The sequence below is a fragment of the Enterobacter sp. BIDMC 27 genome, assembly GCF_000534415.1.
GTDB classification, from domain to species: Bacteria; Pseudomonadota; Gammaproteobacteria; order Enterobacterales; family Enterobacteriaceae; genus Enterobacter; species Enterobacter hormaechei_C.
Genome location: NZ_KI973178.1, coordinates 3,701,841 through 3,717,585, shown reverse-complemented (window position 1 = coordinate 3,717,585; position 15,745 = coordinate 3,701,841). Strand labels below are relative to the sequence as shown.

Genomic DNA, 15,745 nt, shown 5'->3' with positions numbered 1-15,745 from the left:
GCGGCCAGAGGCGAATCGAGACAGGATGTCGAGTTGAGCCGACCGCAGGCAGATGGTCGGGAGGTGAGCGCAGTGCGAAGCACCGATTTTTCGCGGGGCCGCGGGGATTGATAAGGGGGCCGCGGCGGCCCCCTTATCCCGTTCACATGCTGTGAAAAAATTATATTCTGTTGATCTTAAGGTGAACGGAACAGTACCTCAGGACCTGTATAAATAAGTTATCCCACTTCCGGCAGCATCCCCGCTGCAATCAAAATCTGCACCAGAATAATCACCACCCCACAACCAAACACCGCGCAAAGCATTGGCGTACCGCCCGCTACGCGATACCCCTGCTGCGGATGTTGCTGGCGGCTCTTCCACGCCAGCAGGGAAGGCAGCAGCAGGGCCAGTACCGATAACGCCACGCCAGCATACCCCAGCGCCATCACAAACCCGCGCGGGTAAAAGAGCGCGAAGGCCAGCGGCGGCAGGAAGGTCATCGCCCCCGTCTGTAAGCGTCCGGCAACGGTATTGCGACGCTGGAACAGATCCGCCATATAGTCAAACAGGCCAAGCGCTACGCCGAGGAAGGAGGTTGCCAGCGCCAGGTCTGCAAACAGATGTACCGCCAGCTCCACGTGTGAAGAGGCCACCACGTTACGCAGGGCAACCAGGAATCCATTCAGACCAGAATGCTCTGCCATCAGGCCGATAAAGGTATTGGAATCAATACTGCCCAGCGTCACCAGCTGCCAGAACAGGTAAGCAATCAACGGAATGGCGCTGCCGATAACAAAGACGCGGCGCAGCTTGCGAATATCACCGTTCATATAGCTCACGATGCTCGGCACGCTGCCGTGAAAACCGAAGGAGGTGAAAATAACCGGGATGGCCGAAAGCGCCAGACCTTTCTCCAGCGGGAGGGAGAGCAGGTTAATCTTGTGAACATGCGGTGCCAGCAGCACCAGCATCACAATCAGGAAGAGAATTTTGGCGCTGAACAAAAAACGGTTAAACAGATCGACCAGCGATGTGCCCGCACAAACCACGCCGCCACCGATCAGCGTAAAGACAATGGCGCCTGTTTCCGGTGAAAGTGACGCACCGAAGCCGTCATTGATACTTGACGCAATCAGCTCCCCGGCGCCGCTGATGTAAGCGGCAGTCAGGGCGTACATCAGGAATATCATGCTGAAACCGGTGATCCACTGCCCGTAGCGTCCAAGATAGCGTGCAGCCAGGGAGCCTAAGCCAGTATCGGCAGGGACATGCTGATAAACCTCCAGCAATAATAGCGCGGTGTAACACATCAGGGCCCACAGACCGCCCAGCAGCACTACGGTAACCCCAAACCCGACGCCGGCGGCAGCCAACGGCATGGCCAACATTCCTGCGCCAATTGTCGTTCCGGCGACGATAAAAATACTTCCCAGAGTTCTGTTCTTCACGCTTTCCTCTACAACGCTTCCATACCGCGACTCATTCTGCGGCGCAGAGTAAGGGAAAAGCACCATCTCGTCAAATCACCGTTACATAGGGTGTAATAATTAATTTACAAAAAGAAAAGGGTAACCTGCGCCAGCGCAAAGCGTGCCGTAGAGGGAACGTTTAGTCTGCTTTTTATTTGCGAGAGGTAACCATGTCAATTCACGGACACGACGTGCTGAATATGATGATTGAGTCAGGTGAGCGCTATACGGAGGAGAGTCTGGTTGAGGCGATACATGCCCGCTTTGGCGAAGCGGCGCGTTTCCATACCTGTTCAGCTTCGGAGATGACGGCCGCGGAGCTGGTGGCGTTTCTGGCGGCGCGCGGAAAATTCATTCCAGCAGCAGACGGATTTTCCACTCACGAAAGTAAAATCTGCCGCCATTAAATAATGCGGTGCTGAAAACTCAGCACCGCTTTTCTGTTAATTCTGGGTATCGAGCGTCGACAGCTCTTTATCAATGAAGTACAGACCTTCCCCGGATTTACCTGCCAGAGATAATTTATCCAGCACGGATTTAAACAGCTTCTCTTCTTCGTGCTGTTCAGCCACATACCACTGAAGGAAATTAAAGGTTGGATAATCCTGGCTGGTCATGGCGGCATGAGCCAGTTCATTAATTTTCTGGGTGATCAGCTGTTCATGCTCATAGGTGGCGCGGAACAGTTCATCAAGAGAGCCGTATTCGGCAAAAGGCGATGCCACGTTATCAATGCGCGGCAGGCTGCCGGTGTCCGTCAGGTAATCAAACAGACGCTGCATGTGCGTCATCTCTTCCTGGGCATGGCGACGCAGGAAGGCGGCCGCCCCTTCAAAGCTGTGATAGCTGCACCAGGCGCTCATCTGCTGATAGAGCAGGGAAGAAAAAAGCTCAAGATTCATTTGCGCATTGAGCTTGTCGATCATTTCAGTTTTTAACATGGTGCAGCTCCGGTTTATTAATTCTGGTTCACGATGAGCGACACTATAATTTGTTATTTAATTATTTGCAAAAAGTAAAATAAGTATTTCTTTATTAAAAATACGAATGGGAATAAAACGCATTGCCGCCTTTTATATTTATTAATGAGAATTATTTTAGTTCTTATTAAATAAACTGCCAGCATGACTGGCAGTAGCGGTTAATACCACGGATTCTGGCTGGAAGAGGTAACGGCATATCCCTGACATTTATACTGAATGGTCACACTTTCGTTCAGACAGAGTGAACCGCTGATCAGGGTGCAGGTTTTAATTGGCTGCCCGTAGGCTGAGGCGGTGGCGTAGCCCATATGTTGACAGGCTTTGGTTGCCGTACCGTTATTAACATAGTCATCAGACCAGGCGTTTTGCAGCATGGCCTGGCCATAGTCGAGGCGCACAATTCCGTTTGGGGCATCCGTACTGCTGACTTCTGCCTGCCGGTTGATACTGCACCCGGCGAGCAACAGGATCGTTCCGGCTATGATTACACGTTTCATGGTTCACTCTGCGTGACGGGAAATACGCCATTGTAACCAACGCGATGGTACGCAATGGCTGGAATAGCCGGAGGATCTGCCCTCTCACTGTGCAACGAGCCGGGCCACCGCGCGAAATTGTGAGCGCATCTTTGTTTTTTAAAACAAGTTTTCACTTAATTTGAAAGTGCGTTTGTTTGATAGTAAGGTTAAGTTGAAAAGGTATCCACAGCGGGATCGCCCGCCATGCATTCAGGAGAGACAAGATGAAAATTGCACTGATGATGGAAAACAGCCAGGCCGCTAAGAATCCCATCATCCTTAATGAGCTGAAAGCCGTTGCTGATGAGAAAGGTTTTCCGGTCTATAACGTCGGTATGAGTGATGAGAACGATCATCATCTCACCTATATTCACCTGGGCATCATGGCGAGCATTCTGCTTAACGCTAAAGCCGTTGATTTTGTTGTTACCGGCTGCGGTACCGGGCAGGGCGCGCTGATGTCCCTGAACATCCATCCGGGTGTGATTTGCGGTTACTGCATCGATCCTGCGGATGCTTTCCTGTTTGCGCAAATCAACAACGGTAACGCGCTTTCTCTGCCGTTTGCGAAGGGCTTCGGCTGGGGGGCAGAACTGAACGTACGCTTTATCTTTGAGAAAGCCTTTACCGGACGCAATGGCGAAGGCTATCCACCAGAGCGTAAAGAGCCGCAGGTGCGTAACGCCGGGATCCTGAACCAGGTGAAAGCGGCGGTGGTGAAAGAAAACTATCTGGATACCCTGCGAGCAATCGATCCTGAGCTGGTTAAAACCGCCGTATCAGGCCAGCGCTTCCAGCAGTGCTTCTTCGAGAACTGCCAGGACAAAGAGATTGAAGCCTTCGTGCGCGGTATTGTTGGCTGATTAACTTTGCCGGGCGGTGCGTTGCCTGCCCGGCAGATAGCGTTACTTTTTCGATGAGACCGCGCTGCCCGCATCTTTAGTCAGACGCAGCGTGTCAACCATTCCCACCAGGCAGATCAGCGCGATTGCCACAAATGCCAGCCGGAAGCTCATTCCCGGCATACCGGCAATCCCCATCGCCTCACTGACTTTTTCCCCGATACGAATACCAATCGCCCCGAGCGTGATCCCAAGCCCCACGGCAAGCTGCGTTGCGGTTGAAAACAGAGTATTGGCATAGCTCATCTGCGCCGATGGCACATCCGCAAAAGCCAGCGTACTGATGGCTGTAAACTGAATCGAACGGAAAACGCCGCCCAGATAAAGGATCAGCATGATGAGCCACGCGGGCGTCTGCGGCGTAAGAAACGCGCAGGCCAGCAACGCCAGGACATTCAACGCACCGTTAATCAGCAACAGCCGCTTAAACCCCAGGCTGCGGATCAGCGGCGTCGTCGCCGGTTTAATGGTGAGATTGCCAACGAAAACCGCCAGCACCAGCAGGCCAGAATGGAACGCGTCCATGCCAAAGCCGACCTGGAACATCAGCGGTAACAGGAACGGAACCGCGCTGATGGAGGCGCGAAACAGCGATCCGCCGTACAGGGTGACGCGAAACGTCGGCACCTGCATCGCATCGAGCCTGATCATCGGCCAGGTTGCCCGCTTAAAGTGACGCAGCGCCAGGCTTAAGGCGACGACACCGACGATAAACAGCGTGGCGGTTAAACCTGTTTGCAGAGGCTCTGCGCCCATCAACTCCATCGCATAAACCAGGCTCACCATGGCAAGGGTGGTGACAACAAAACCCGGTAAATCAAACGGTCGGCGCGTATCTTCATGCAGGTCTGGAATGATGCGCAGTGCCAGCAAAATGGCGATTATCCCCAGCGGCACGTTAATAAAGAAGATCCAGCGCCAGTCGGCATAACTGGTAATGAACCCACCCAGCGGCGGGCCGATGATCGGCGCGACCAGCGCAGGCCAAGTCAGGGTGGCGATTGCCGTGATGAGCTGATGTTTTGGCGTGGTGCGTAGCACGGCCAGGCGACCTACGGGCACCATCAGCGCGCCACCCATGCCCTGGAGGACGCGCATCGCAACGAACTGATCGAGCGTGGTGGACAGGCCGCAAAATACCGAGGCCAGCGTGAAGATCGCCAGCGCGAGGGCAAACACTTTTCGCGCGCCGAAGCGGTCGGCGATCCAGCCGCTGGCGGGGATCAGCACGGCCAGGGTGATCAGATAGGCGCTGATGCCGATATTCAGATCCACCGCCTGGTCGCCGAAGCTTTTTGCCATATCCGGCAACGCGGTGGCGATCACCGTCCCGTCCAGAAACTCCATAAAGAAAGCACCGGCCACCAGCAGCGCCGCAGGCGATAATCCACGGCTCTCTTTGCCGGATACGTTTTCACTCATTCTCTTCCTGCCCGCTCAAAAAATTTTATAAACATTTACTGGAATTTCTAAGCCTGTAACGTGCGGATTTATCATGGCTTTTTTTAACAAACCAGCAGCACTGAGGGTTTAATAACCGTGATGCAGGTCACAAAATGGTTGATTTTTGTGATGGTGGTCATATTATAAGCGTATTGACAATAACACCTGCATAACACGTTACTGGAGCAACATAATGAAACTGCGCAAAATCCTGAAAAGCATGTGGGCAAACTACTGCACAACGTTTAAAGACGTCCCACCGGGTGCGATGTTCTGATAAAAAAACCTGCTTCGGCAGGTTTTTTTATATCTGCGGACGACGAGAGGGAGATGGAAGGGCGTCTGTTTTGCTACTATGGCGGCCTTTGAATAAGGAGAACCCCATGTCACAAAACCTGAGCGCCGATCAGGAACTGGTATCTGACGTCGTCGCCTGCCAGCTGGTTATCAAACAAATCCTTGATGTGATTGACGTTATCGCGCCGGTTGAGGTACGCGAAAAGATGTCGACCCAGCTGAAAAACATCGATTTCACCAACCATCCTGCTGCGGCGGACCCGGTTACGCTCCGCGCGATCCAGAAAGCGATTGCGCTGATTGAACTCCGCTTCACACCGCAGGGTGAGTCACACTAAAATAAACCGATGTTTTAAAATTAGAAACTCTTTTCTGCTTTTACGTCGAAGGGCGACAGAGCCTGTCGCCCGCAGAAGGATCAGAAGAACGTCTGCACCAGCAGATAGCTCACCACGCAGGCACAGCTGACGCCAATCAGCCCCGGCAGAATAAAGCTGTGGTTGATGATGAATTTACCGATGCGGGTGGTGCCGGAGCGATCGAACCCGATACAGGCCAGATCGCTCGGATAGGTGGGCAGCACAAAGTAGCCGTAGGATGCCGGGAAGAAGGCCACCAGCATTTTCGGATCGATGCCCAGCATCAACCCCATCGGGGCGACCGCGGTCAAGGCCGCAGCCTGGCTGTTGACCAGTTTTGATACCAGGAACAGCACGATGGCATACGTCCAGGGATGACTTTTCACCACCCCCTCCAGCGCCATTTTCAGCTCGTCGAGATGCGCCTGAAAAAAGGTATCGCTCATCCACGCCACGCCAAACACCGAGAAAATCGCGACCATCCCCGCCTTAAATACCGCCCCGTTTGAAATGGCCGACGCATTCACCTTGCAGGTCATCAGCATGATGGCCCCGGCGATCAGCATCATCATTTGAATGACAAGGTTCATCGACAGGGCCGTCATTTTCCCTTTGATCTCAAACGCCGGACGCAGCTCGGGCAGCGCACCCAGCAGGACCACTACGGCAATTCCGGCGAAGAAGATCCACGTGGACCAGTAGGCCTGTTTCGGGAAACGTTGATCCATCAACGTCTCCGTTCCTCCATAGATAAACTCCCGCTGTTTCGGATCTTTCAGCTTTTCCTGAAATTCAGGATCGTCTGCGAGGTTTTTCCCGCGACGCAAGCTCCACAGTGCCGCAATGGCGACGCCAGACAGTGAGGCCGGTACGGAGACCGCAAGAATTTCAAGGATCCCCCACGCGTGGCCGATACCGTGCTGCGCACCCAGAATCGAGACCAGCGAAACGACGGCCACGGAAACGGGGGAGGCGGTGATCGCCATCTGAGATGCCACCGAGGCCACCGCCATCGGCCGTTCCGGGCGTATGCCTTTTTTCAGGGCGATATCCGCGATAATGGGAAACATGGTGTAGACGACGTGCCCGGTCCCGCACAGGAAGGTCAACATCCAGGTGGTAAACGGTGCGAGAAGGGTGATGTGCTGGGGATGTTTACGCAGCAGGCGCTCTGCAAACTGCATCATTACATTCAGGCCACCGGCGGTCTGTAGCGTGGCCGCACAGCCGATGACGGCGAGGATCGTGAGCATCACGTCAACCGGCGGTTTACCGGGTTGCAGACCAAAGACAAAACTCAAAACAAACAGGCCGATGCCGCTTATCAGCCCCAGGCCCATCCCGCCGAAGCGGGTGCCTATCAGCAGGCAGAGGATAATGACAATAAACTCAATGGTGATCATGATGCTCCCTCGTTAATGAATGTAATTAAACAAATCATTACACGATGTATGGTTATTCATTGGGAGCAAGATCTGATTTGTTAAATGTCAGCAAAAGCAGGGAGTTGGTACCCACTCCCTGACGGGCTGATGGATCCCCAGTAATTTGAAAGCAAAAGCGATAACGTTGCCTTCAGAATAACTGAAGGCTTTCAGCGATGCCTCGGTCCGGCTGTAAATCGCTGAGGCGTTTCCTGTAGGCCGGGGCGAGGCGCAGGGATGCGCCGAGAGGGCGGGCTTTACAGGGATGTTACCTCCGCCCGTCCCCGATAAGCCGGAAGGAATAAGCTGAAGGTACCGCGAAGCGGCGATTTTCCGCCGGAAGCCCGGGTCGCCAGGGTGGTGGCGACTGAGCCACCCTGGCACGTTCACCGGTTATGCCGTGACAGAGTAGCAAGGAACATAAAGTGAACGGAATGACCACCAGAGCCGTATGTTCCCCCTCACCCCAGCCCTCTCCCTCAAGGGAGAGGGGGCCGTCTGTGCAGGCATTATTTTGTGGGGAACTCTCAGCCCTGATGGGAGCGGGTGAAGGACTTAGTGGTGTTGCACGGTAGCAATGTCGAGAAGATGGCGGTCCGTCTGCTCCAGACAAATCCCCGCGCGTTTCGCGTTGCGGATTTCATCTGCGAGCGTCTTCAGCAGCATGCCATCCTGCTGCTGCTCTCTGTCCATATCACGTAAAAACTTGAGGGTAATGATGTCCCGTTGCGCTTTGGCTTCATCAGCCAGTTTGCTCAGCTTCGCACAGCGTTGCTCATACTCTTCGAGCGTTTTCTGAAACAGTTCTTCCAGAGAAGTGTAATTATCTTCAATCGTTTCAAGCTCTTTGACGGTAGGGTTTGCCCCGACAGCTTTCAAAAAATTAAAGACGCGCATCATGTGCGTGACGTTACTTTGCGCCTGAGTACGAAAGAAGGTGGCAGTGCCGTTGAGGCTTTTTCTGGAACACCACGCGCTCAAATGCAGATGCAGATTTGAAGCATAAAACTCCAGGTTCATCTGGGCATTCAGTTTTTGCATCATCGTTTGGGTAGTCATTCTCATATCCTTATTGACTGTGGGACTTGATGTCCGCTACTTAACCTGACCCGGCAGGTATTGACGATTGAATGGCAGAAATAGATTTCTGCAAGGTAAAAAACTCGAAAATTCACTTCCTGTGTTCGATTTAAATAAGCATACGCTTCTCTTTGACTTAAGAAAACTCTTAATAAGGCTGTGTTTACCATACATTACAAATTTAAATATAGGCCAGAATAGAAAGAGGGTTAAGAGATTGTATTTAATATAACTTGTTGATTTTAATGGGTGTGAAATTAATATCGCTCATTTTTATCGTTTCAGGAAACGTTCTTTGGCGGGAAATTCTGTAAAAGTGTTAAATCAGAAATAATATCTGCAAATATATCCTGTCGTATCAAATTTGAGCTAAATCAATTTTCACTCAATATACGGTTCTGTGATCGCGTCGCAAGATTGTGATCTGATAAAGAGTGAAAATGAAACACTGTTTTACATCGTTTCATTCGTTGAGGTTTATGATGGCTAACGTTGCGGTGCTGCTGGCACCCGGTTTTGAAGAAGCAGAAGCGATTATCACGATTGATATTCTGCGGCGTTTACAGATTGAGGTGGAGACGCTGGCCTGTGCGGAGTCCCGTGCGGTAGTGAGTTACCACAATATCCCCATGGTGGCTGACAGTACGTTAACGGAGCGCATTAATACGCTGTATGACGCAGTCGTGTTGCCCGGTGGGCCGCAGGGGAGCGTCAATCTTGCGGCTAGCAAGCAGGTGATCCGCTTTGTTTCCGCGCATGACGAGCAGGGCAAACTCATCTGCCCAATCTGCTCTGCGGCCGCGCGGGTGCTGGGCGGTAACGGGCTACTGAAGGGGCGCCGCTACGTCTGTTCCGGCGATCTCTGGCAGAGCGTTGATGAGGGAGTATATGTGGATGCGCCGGTCGTGGTGGATAATAACCTCATCAGCGGCAAGGGGCTGGGGCACGCTTTTGACTTTGCGCTGGCGCTCTCTGCTCGTCTGTTGGGTGACGACGCCCCCGTGCGCGATCATGCTGAACACATCTATTACCGCTGGTAATTTTTTCTGCCGGGCGCTAAGGCGTCCGGGTTACAGGGATTTCTTAGCTGACCTTATGGATAATCCTGCTTAACTCCTTTCCATTTGTAGGACAATTACGTCCTTTTTTATGTCATTTTTCGCTGAATTTATGTACGCAATTACTGTAATTCTGCGGTGTGATGTCGCTCTCTTATGGATGATTAATTTCCCGCTAAAACTATCTCCAGCAATAACGCTTATGACGAGGTAAGCGCTAATGCCTTGTTTTAAGTCCGATTAAATAAGTTGTTCGCCATTATTCCCTACAGATAAGAATGCTAAAGCTGGAGTTTACCATGCACAAATTTACTAAAGCGCTGGCGGCCATCGGCCTGGCTGCCGTTATGTCACAATCCGCTATCGCTGAAAATTTAAAGCTCGGTTTTCTGGTTAAACAGCCGGAAGAGCCGTGGTTCCAGACCGAATGGAAATTTGCTGATAAAGCCGGAAAAGATTTGGGATTTGAGGTAATTAAAATCGCCGTACCTGACGGTGAGAAAACGCTGAACGCCATTGATAGCCTGGCGGCCAGCGGCGCGAAAGGTTTCGTTATCTGTACGCCGGATCCAAAACTGGGGTCAGCGATTGCCGCGAAAGCGCGCGGTTACGACATGAAAGTGATTGCGGTGGACGATCAGTTCGTAAATGCCAAAGGCAAACCGATGGATACCGTTCCGCTGGTAATGATGGCGGCCACTAAAATCGGTGAGCGTCAGGGCCAGGAGCTCTACAAAGAGATGCAAAAACGCGGCTGGGATGTCAAAGAGACCGCCGTGATGGCCATTACCGCTGACGAGCTGGACACCGCCCGTCGTCGTACTACCGGGTCCATGGACGCCCTGAAAGCGGCTGGCTTCCCGGAAAAACAGATCTACAAAGTTCCGACCAAATCCAACGATATTCCGGGCGCCTTTGATGCGGCGAACTCCATGCTCGTCCAGCATCCGGAAGTGAAGCACTGGCTGGTGGTGGGGATGAACGACAACACCGTACTGGGCGGCGTGCGTGCAACGGAAGGCCAGGGCTTTAAAGCACCGGACGTGATCGGGATCGGCATCAACGGCGTTGACGCCGTGAGCGAACTGTCTAAAGCGCAGGCGACCGGCTTCTATGGCTCTCTGCTGCCAAGCCCGGATGTCCACGGTTATAAATCCAGCGAAATGCTCTACAACTGGGTGACTAAAGGGGTTGAGCCGCCGAAATTCACCGAAGTGACCGATGTGGTGCTGATCACCCGCGATAACTTCAAAGAGGAGCTGGCGAAAAAAGGACTGGGCGGTAAGTAATACGCTGTGATTGCGCCCCTCACTCACCGTGAGGGGCCAGACGTACACACTACAGGAATCACGGAGTCGTTATGCAACAGTCTGATCCGTATCTCTCTTTCCGCGGCATCGGTAAAACGTTCCCCGGTGTAAACGCGCTGACCGATATCAGCTTCGACTGCTATGCCGGCCAGGTTCACGCCCTGATGGGGGAGAATGGCGCGGGAAAATCCACGCTGCTAAAAATTCTCAGCGGCAACTACACACCCACCACCGGCACGCTGGCTATTCGCGGCGAAGAGGTGGCCTTTGCCGACACCACGGCAGCGTTAAATGCGGGCGTCGCTATCATCTATCAGGAGCTGCATCTCATTCCTGAAATGACCGTGGCGGAGAACATCTATCTGGGCCAGCTTCCGCATAAAAGCGGCGTGGTCAACCGCTCGCTGCTCAACTATGAAGCGGGCTTGCAGCTCAAGCACCTTGGGCTGGATGTCGATCCGCAAACGCCCCTTAAGTATCTCTCCATCGGCCAGTGGCAGATGGTGGAAATTGCCAAAGCGCTGGCGCGTAACGCCAAAATTATCGCTTTTGACGAGCCAACCAGCTCGCTCTCGGCGCGTGAAATAGAAAATCTCTTTCGCGTGATCCGCGAGCTGCGCAAAGAGGGCCGCATCATTCTGTACGTTTCTCACCGAATGGAAGAGATTTTTGCCTTAAGCGATGCCATCACCGTGTTTAAAGATGGCCGCTACGTGCGCACCTTCACCGATATGCAGCAGGTCAATCATGACCAACTGGTGCAGGCGATGGTCGGACGCGATCTGGGGGATATTTACCACTGGAAACCGCGCGAGTATGGCCCGGAGCGTCTGCGTCTGGATAACGTCAAAGCCCCGGGCGTGCGCACGCCCATTTCACTCTCGGTGCGCAGCGGCGAAATCGTCGGGCTGTTTGGCCTTGTGGGGGCAGGGCGCAGCGAGCTGATGAAAGGGCTGTTTGGCGGCACCCGAATAACCCAGGGCCAGGTTTTCGTCGACGGGAAAAAGGTCGATATTCAGAAGCCTGCGCAGGCGATTAACGCGGGGATTATGCTCTGCCCGGAGGATCGAAAGGCCGAGGGCATTATTCCGGTGCACTCGGTGCGCGACAACATCAACATCTCTGCCCGGCGCAAGTTCATCCGCGCGGGATGTCTGATTAACGACGGCTGGGAGGCGAGCAACGCGGATCACCATATCCGTTCGCTGAACATCAAAACCCCCGGGGCTGAACAGCTGATCATGAACCTGTCCGGCGGCAATCAGCAAAAAGCCATTCTGGGGCGCTGGCTGTCGGAAGATATGAAGGTCATTTTGCTGGATGAGCCAACGCGCGGTATCGACGTGGGGGCGAAACACGAAATCTATAACGTCATCTATGAACTGGCAAAACGCGGTGTGGCGGTCCTGTTCGCCTCCAGCGATCTGCCTGAGGTGCTGGGCGTCGCCGACCGCATTGTTGTGATGCGTGAAGGTGAAATTGCCGGTGAATTGCTGCATGAACAGGCGAATGAACAACAGGCGTTGAGTCTCGCCATGCCTAAAGTTAGCCAGGCTGTCGCCTGAGTAAGGAGTCAATGATGTCCTCTGTTACTACATCCGGAGCGCCGAAGTCGGCTTTCAGTTTTGGCCGCATCTGGGACCAGTACGGCATGCTGGTGGTCTTTGCTGCCCTGTTCGTCGCCTGCGCGATTTTTGTGCCGAATTTCGCCACGTTCATCAATATGAAGGGGCTGGGGCTGGCTATCTCCATGTCCGGCATGGTGGCCTGCGGAATGCTGTTCTGCCTGGCCTCCGGTGATTTTGACCTGTCGGTTGCCTCGGTGATTGCCTGTGCAGGCGTCACCACTGCCGTGGTGATCAACATGACCGAAAGCCTGTGGATCGGCGTGCTGGCCGGGCTGCTGCTCGGCGTGCTGAGCGGCCTGGTGAACGGGTTTGTCATTGCGCGCCTGAAGATTAACGCCCTGATCACGACGCTGGCGACCATGCAAATCGTGCGCGGTCTGGCCTATATCATCTCCGACGGGAAAGCCGTGGGGATTGAAGACGAGCGTTTCTTCACGCTGGGCTATGCCAACTGGCTGGGGCTGCCTGCGCCAATCTGGCTGACGGTAGGCTGTTTGATCCTGTTCGGTTTCCTGCTTAACCGCACCACGTTTGGCCGTAACACGCTGGCGATTGGCGGCAATGAAGAGGCGGCGCGTCTGGCGGGTGTCCCGGTCGTACGGACCAAGATCATTATCTTCGTGCTTTCCGGGCTGGTATCGGCGGCGGCGGGGATTATTCTGGCGTCGCGTATGACCAGCGGCCAGCCAATGACCTCCATTGGTTATGAGCTAATCGTCATCTCAGCCTGCGTTTTAGGGGGCGTTTCCCTCAAGGGCGGCATCGGAAAAATCTCATATGTGGTGGCGGGGATCCTGATTCTGGGGACCGTGGAGAACGCCATGAACCTGCTTAATATTTCTCCGTTCTCTCAGTACGTCGTACGCGGCCTGATCCTGCTGGCAGCGGTGATCTTCGACCGTTACAAGCAAAAAGCGAAGCGTACCGTCTGATTTATTTTTAGCCATCAATATGCTCAACTATTAACCATAGTTGACCCCCTGACCGGCCCGCCAGTTTTGCTGACGGGCCGGTTGCCAAATGGCGAGCACCGTCACACTGTCTATACTTACATGGCTGTTTTGTTCACTGTAAGGAGGATTAGGGTGGCTGACTTGTTAACCGCACCGCCTGTACTGCCCGGAAAATTTGCTTTCTTTTTTGACCTCGACGGGACGCTCGCCGGGATTGAACCGCATCCGGATGACGTCGTTGTACCGGACACGGTGTTAGAGAATTTGCAGCAGCTCTCCCGACAGAACGAGGGGGCACTGGCATTGATTTCAGGGCGCTCAATGGCCGAGCTGGACGTGCTCGCCAGTCCTTATCACTTTCCGCTGGCCGGTGTGCACGGAGCGGAGCGCCGCGATATCCATGATCAACTGCATATAGTTTCACTCCCCGACACGCTGATTCAGGCGCTGCGTACGCAACTCTCTTCGGCTCTGGAAATGCTTCCCGGTACGGAACTGGAAGCCAAAGGCATGGCCTTTGCGCTGCACTACCGTCAGGCGCCCCATCATGAGGCGGCGATATTTGCGGTGGCAAGAAGCGTGGCGGAAGCCCATCCGGAGCTGGCGTTACAGCCGGGTAAATGTGTGGTCGAGATTAAACCGGCAGGAATTAATAAAGGCGCTGCCATTGCAGCGTTTATGGCGGAAGCGCCGTTCAAAGGGCGTACGCCAGTCTTTTTTGGGGATGACCTGACCGACGAGGCCGGGTTCAGGGTGGTAAACCAGGCCCAGGGCATGTCTGTCAAGGTGGGATCTGGTGAAACCATTGCCGGATGGCGGCTGGAAAATGTCGCCAGCGTCTGGCAGTGGATATCTGACGTCGCTAACCAGCAACAACAACAAATAGCGCAAAACAACGGGAGAAATCATTATGGGTCGCTTAGTCGTCGTCTCTAATCGCATCGCACCGCCGGATGATAAAAAAGCCAGTGCCGGTGGCCTGGCGGTCGGGGTATTAGGTGCCCTCAAAGCCGCGGGTGGTCTCTGGTTTGGCTGGAGCGGGGAAATCAGTAATGATGAGAAACCGCTAAAAAAGGTGTCACGGGGCAATATCACGTGGGCCTCCTTCGCACTTAGTGAGAAGGACTACGATGAATATTATTCCGAGTTCTCAAACGCCGTGCTGTGGCCAGCGTTTCACTATCGTCTGGATCTGGTGAAATTCCAGCGTGAAGCCTATGAAGGCTACATGCGCGTTAACGCGCTGCTGGCAGATAAACTGCTGCCGCTAATCGAAGAAGACGATATTTTATGGATCCACGATTACCATCTGCTGCCCTTCGCCAGGGAGCTGCGTAAACGGGGTGTGAAGAACCGGATCGGCTTCTTCCTGCATATTCCGTTCCCGACCCCGGAGATCTTTACGGCGCTGCCGCAGCATGATGAAATTCTTGAAGCATTGTCTGATTACGACCTGCTCGGTTTCCAGACGGAAAATGACAGGCTGGCGTTCCTCGACAGCGTGTCGGGTAAAACCCGGCTGGTCACTCACGGCGGCAAATCTCACACCGCGTGGGGACGAAATTTCCATACCGAAGTCTACCCGATTGGTATTGAGCCAGACGAAATCGCCGAGCAGGCCTCTGGTCCGCTGCCGCCGAAGCTTGCCCAGCTCAAGGACGAACTCAAGCACGTTAAGAATATCTTTTCGGTTGAACGACTGGATTATTCCAAAGGGTTGCCGGAGCGATTCCTCGCTTATGAAACCCTGCTGGATAAATTCCCGCAGCATCACGGCAAGATCCGCTATACCCAGATAGCGCCGACCTCGCGCGGTGAGGTTCAGGCTTACCAGGATATTCGTCACCAGCTGGAGACCGAAGCAGGGCGCATCAACGGGCGCTATGGTCAGCTCGGCTGGACTCCACTTTTCTATCTGAATCAGCACTTTGAGCGCAAAATCCTGATGAAAGTGTTCCGCTATGCGGACGTCGGGCTGGTCACCCCGCTGCGCGACGGGATGAATCTGGTGGCAAAAGAGTATGTAGCAGCACAAGATCCTGCTGACCCGGGCGTGCTGGTGCTGTCCCAATTTGCTGGTGCGGCAAACGAGTTAACCTCGGCGCTGATTGTGAACCCTTACGATCGCGATGACGTGGCAAATGCCCTGAACCGCGCGTTAACCATGCCGCTTGCGGAACGTATTTCACGTCATTCAGAAATGATGGAGACCATCGTTAAGAATGATATCAACCGCTGGCAGGCGCGTTTTATTGACGATTTGCGCGCGATCCAGCCGCAAACTCAGGAAGGTGATCTGCAAAAAAAGATCGCGACCTTCCCTAAACTCGCCTGATTTT

The 15,745-nt window shown here is 53.7% G+C and carries 16 protein-coding genes; 10 read left to right on the top strand and 6 right to left on the bottom strand.

Going from position 1 to position 15,745, the window contains the following annotated elements:
* Positions 1-218 precede the first annotated feature (218 nt).
* A complete protein-coding gene (gene tyrP / locus L463_RS05255) occupies positions 219-1,430 on the bottom strand; it encodes a tyrosine transporter TyrP (protein WP_032104239.1) in 1,212 nt (403 codons plus the stop codon).
* Positions 1,431-1,621: 191 nt separating this feature from the next.
* Between tyrP and L463_RS05260 the strand changes: the two genes are divergently transcribed.
* Complete coding sequence (locus L463_RS05260; protein ID WP_003859673.1) at positions 1,622-1,858, top strand: YecH family metal-binding protein; 237 nt, start codon at positions 1,622-1,624, stop codon at positions 1,856-1,858.
* Between the two features lie 36 nt (positions 1,859-1,894).
* Here the strand turns inward: L463_RS05260 and ftnA are convergent, their stop codons facing one another.
* On the bottom strand, positions 1,895-2,392 hold the full coding sequence (gene ftnA / locus L463_RS05265) for a non-heme ferritin (RefSeq protein ID WP_003859676.1): 498 nt from the start codon (positions 2,390-2,392) through the stop codon (positions 1,895-1,897).
* Between the two features lie 200 nt (positions 2,393-2,592).
* Positions 2,593-2,931 (bottom strand): YecR family lipoprotein, encoded by a 339-nt coding sequence (gene yecR, locus L463_RS05270; protein WP_032104233.1) that lies wholly within the window; start codon positions 2,929-2,931, stop codon positions 2,593-2,595.
* Between the two features lie 245 nt (positions 2,932-3,176).
* Between yecR and L463_RS05275 the strand changes: the two genes are divergently transcribed.
* On the top strand, positions 3,177-3,815 hold the full coding sequence (locus tag L463_RS05275) for an RpiB/LacA/LacB family sugar-phosphate isomerase (protein ID WP_003859680.1): 639 nt from the start codon (positions 3,177-3,179) through the stop codon (positions 3,813-3,815).
* A gap of 42 nt (positions 3,816-3,857) precedes the next feature.
* On the opposite strand, the gene L463_RS05280 is transcribed toward L463_RS05275, so the two are convergent.
* Entirely contained in the window at positions 3,858-5,276 is a 1,419-nt protein-coding gene (locus tag L463_RS05280; RefSeq protein WP_032104232.1) for an MFS transporter, read from the bottom strand.
* A 214-nt stretch (positions 5,277-5,490) separates the two neighbouring features.
* Here L463_RS05280 and azuC point away from each other — a divergent pair, with 214 nt between their 5' ends.
* Positions 5,491-5,574 carry a stress response protein AzuC gene (gene azuC, locus L463_RS24350; protein ID WP_003859682.1) on the top strand — a complete coding sequence of 28 codons (84 nt, stop codon included), beginning with the start codon at positions 5,491-5,493 and terminating at the stop codon, positions 5,572-5,574.
* Positions 5,575-5,680: 106 nt separating this feature from the next.
* Entirely contained in the window at positions 5,681-5,932 is a 252-nt protein-coding gene (locus tag L463_RS05285; protein ID WP_003859683.1) for a DUF2766 family protein, read from the top strand.
* Between the two features lie 80 nt (positions 5,933-6,012).
* On the opposite strand, the gene L463_RS05290 is transcribed toward L463_RS05285, so the two are convergent.
* The gene (locus tag L463_RS05290; RefSeq protein ID WP_017693227.1) at positions 6,013-7,356 is read right to left on the bottom strand and encodes an anaerobic C4-dicarboxylate transporter; all 1,344 of its coding nucleotides are present in this window, start codon (positions 7,354-7,356) and stop codon (positions 6,013-6,015) included.
* Positions 7,357-7,932: 576 nt separating this feature from the next.
* Positions 7,933-8,436 (bottom strand): non-heme ferritin-like protein, encoded by a 504-nt coding sequence (locus L463_RS05295; protein WP_017384424.1) that lies wholly within the window; start codon positions 8,434-8,436, stop codon positions 7,933-7,935.
* A gap of 503 nt (positions 8,437-8,939) precedes the next feature.
* On the opposite strand from L463_RS05295, the gene L463_RS05300 reads away from it, so the two are divergent.
* The 6 genes from L463_RS05300 (at position 8,940) to otsA (ending at position 15,741) form a co-directional block, all read left to right on the top strand.
* Positions 8,940-9,497 carry a DJ-1 family glyoxalase III gene (locus L463_RS05300; RefSeq protein WP_032103973.1) on the top strand — a complete coding sequence of 186 codons (558 nt, stop codon included), beginning with the start codon at positions 8,940-8,942 and terminating at the stop codon, positions 9,495-9,497.
* A gap of 317 nt (positions 9,498-9,814) precedes the next feature.
* A complete protein-coding gene (gene araF / locus L463_RS05305) occupies positions 9,815-10,804 on the top strand; it encodes an arabinose ABC transporter substrate-binding protein AraF (protein WP_017384422.1) in 990 nt (329 codons plus the stop codon).
* A 71-nt stretch (positions 10,805-10,875) separates the two neighbouring features.
* Positions 10,876-12,390: an L-arabinose ABC transporter ATP-binding protein AraG gene (araG, locus tag L463_RS05310; RefSeq protein ID WP_003859688.1), complete on the top strand. Its 1,515-nt coding sequence runs from the start codon at positions 10,876-10,878 to the stop codon at positions 12,388-12,390.
* A gap of 14 nt (positions 12,391-12,404) precedes the next feature.
* The gene (gene araH, locus L463_RS05315; RefSeq protein WP_003859689.1) at positions 12,405-13,385 is read left to right on the top strand and encodes an arabinose ABC transporter permease AraH; all 981 of its coding nucleotides are present in this window, start codon (positions 12,405-12,407) and stop codon (positions 13,383-13,385) included.
* Between the two features lie 153 nt (positions 13,386-13,538).
* The gene (gene otsB / locus L463_RS05320) at positions 13,539-14,342 is read left to right on the top strand and encodes a trehalose-phosphatase (RefSeq protein WP_017384420.1); all 804 of its coding nucleotides are present in this window, start codon (positions 13,539-13,541) and stop codon (positions 14,340-14,342) included.
* Positions 14,317-15,741, top strand: coding sequence for an alpha,alpha-trehalose-phosphate synthase (gene otsA, locus L463_RS05325; RefSeq protein ID WP_032103962.1), 1,425 nt, complete (start codon positions 14,317-14,319; stop codon positions 15,739-15,741). Before otsB ends, otsA begins: the two co-directional genes overlap by 26 nt.
* Positions 15,742-15,745 lie beyond the last annotated feature (4 nt).

Excerpts from the sequence above, each read along its gene's own strand:
- L463_RS05260 (WP_003859673.1), top strand. The coding sequence starts at position 1,622 with ATGTCAATTCACGGACACGACGTGCTGAATATGATGATTGAGTCAGGT.
- ftnA (WP_003859676.1), bottom strand. The coding sequence starts at position 2,392 with ATGTTAAAAACTGAAATGATCGACAAGCTCAATGCGCAAATGAATCTT.
- yecR (WP_032104233.1), bottom strand. The coding sequence starts at position 2,931 with ATGAAACGTGTAATCATAGCCGGAACGATCCTGTTGCTCGCCGGGTGC.
- L463_RS05275 (WP_003859680.1), top strand. The coding sequence starts at position 3,177 with ATGAAAATTGCACTGATGATGGAAAACAGCCAGGCCGCTAAGAATCCC.
- L463_RS05280 (WP_032104232.1), bottom strand. The coding sequence starts at position 5,276 with ATGAGTGAAAACGTATCCGGCAAAGAGAGCCGTGGATTATCGCCTGCG.
- azuC (WP_003859682.1), top strand. The coding sequence starts at position 5,491 with ATGAAACTGCGCAAAATCCTGAAAAGCATGTGGGCAAACTACTGCACA.
- L463_RS05285 (WP_003859683.1), top strand. The coding sequence starts at position 5,681 with ATGTCACAAAACCTGAGCGCCGATCAGGAACTGGTATCTGACGTCGTC.
- L463_RS05290 (WP_017693227.1), bottom strand. The coding sequence starts at position 7,356 with ATGATCACCATTGAGTTTATTGTCATTATCCTCTGCCTGCTGATAGGC.
- L463_RS05295 (WP_017384424.1), bottom strand. The coding sequence starts at position 8,436 with ATGACTACCCAAACGATGATGCAAAAACTGAATGCCCAGATGAACCTG.
- L463_RS05300 (WP_032103973.1), top strand. The coding sequence starts at position 8,940 with ATGGCTAACGTTGCGGTGCTGCTGGCACCCGGTTTTGAAGAAGCAGAA.
- araF (WP_017384422.1), top strand. The coding sequence starts at position 9,815 with ATGCACAAATTTACTAAAGCGCTGGCGGCCATCGGCCTGGCTGCCGTT.
- araG (WP_003859688.1), top strand. The coding sequence starts at position 10,876 with ATGCAACAGTCTGATCCGTATCTCTCTTTCCGCGGCATCGGTAAAACG.
- araH (WP_003859689.1), top strand. The coding sequence starts at position 12,405 with ATGTCCTCTGTTACTACATCCGGAGCGCCGAAGTCGGCTTTCAGTTTT.
- otsA (WP_032103962.1), top strand. The coding sequence starts at position 14,317 with ATGGGTCGCTTAGTCGTCGTCTCTAATCGCATCGCACCGCCGGATGAT.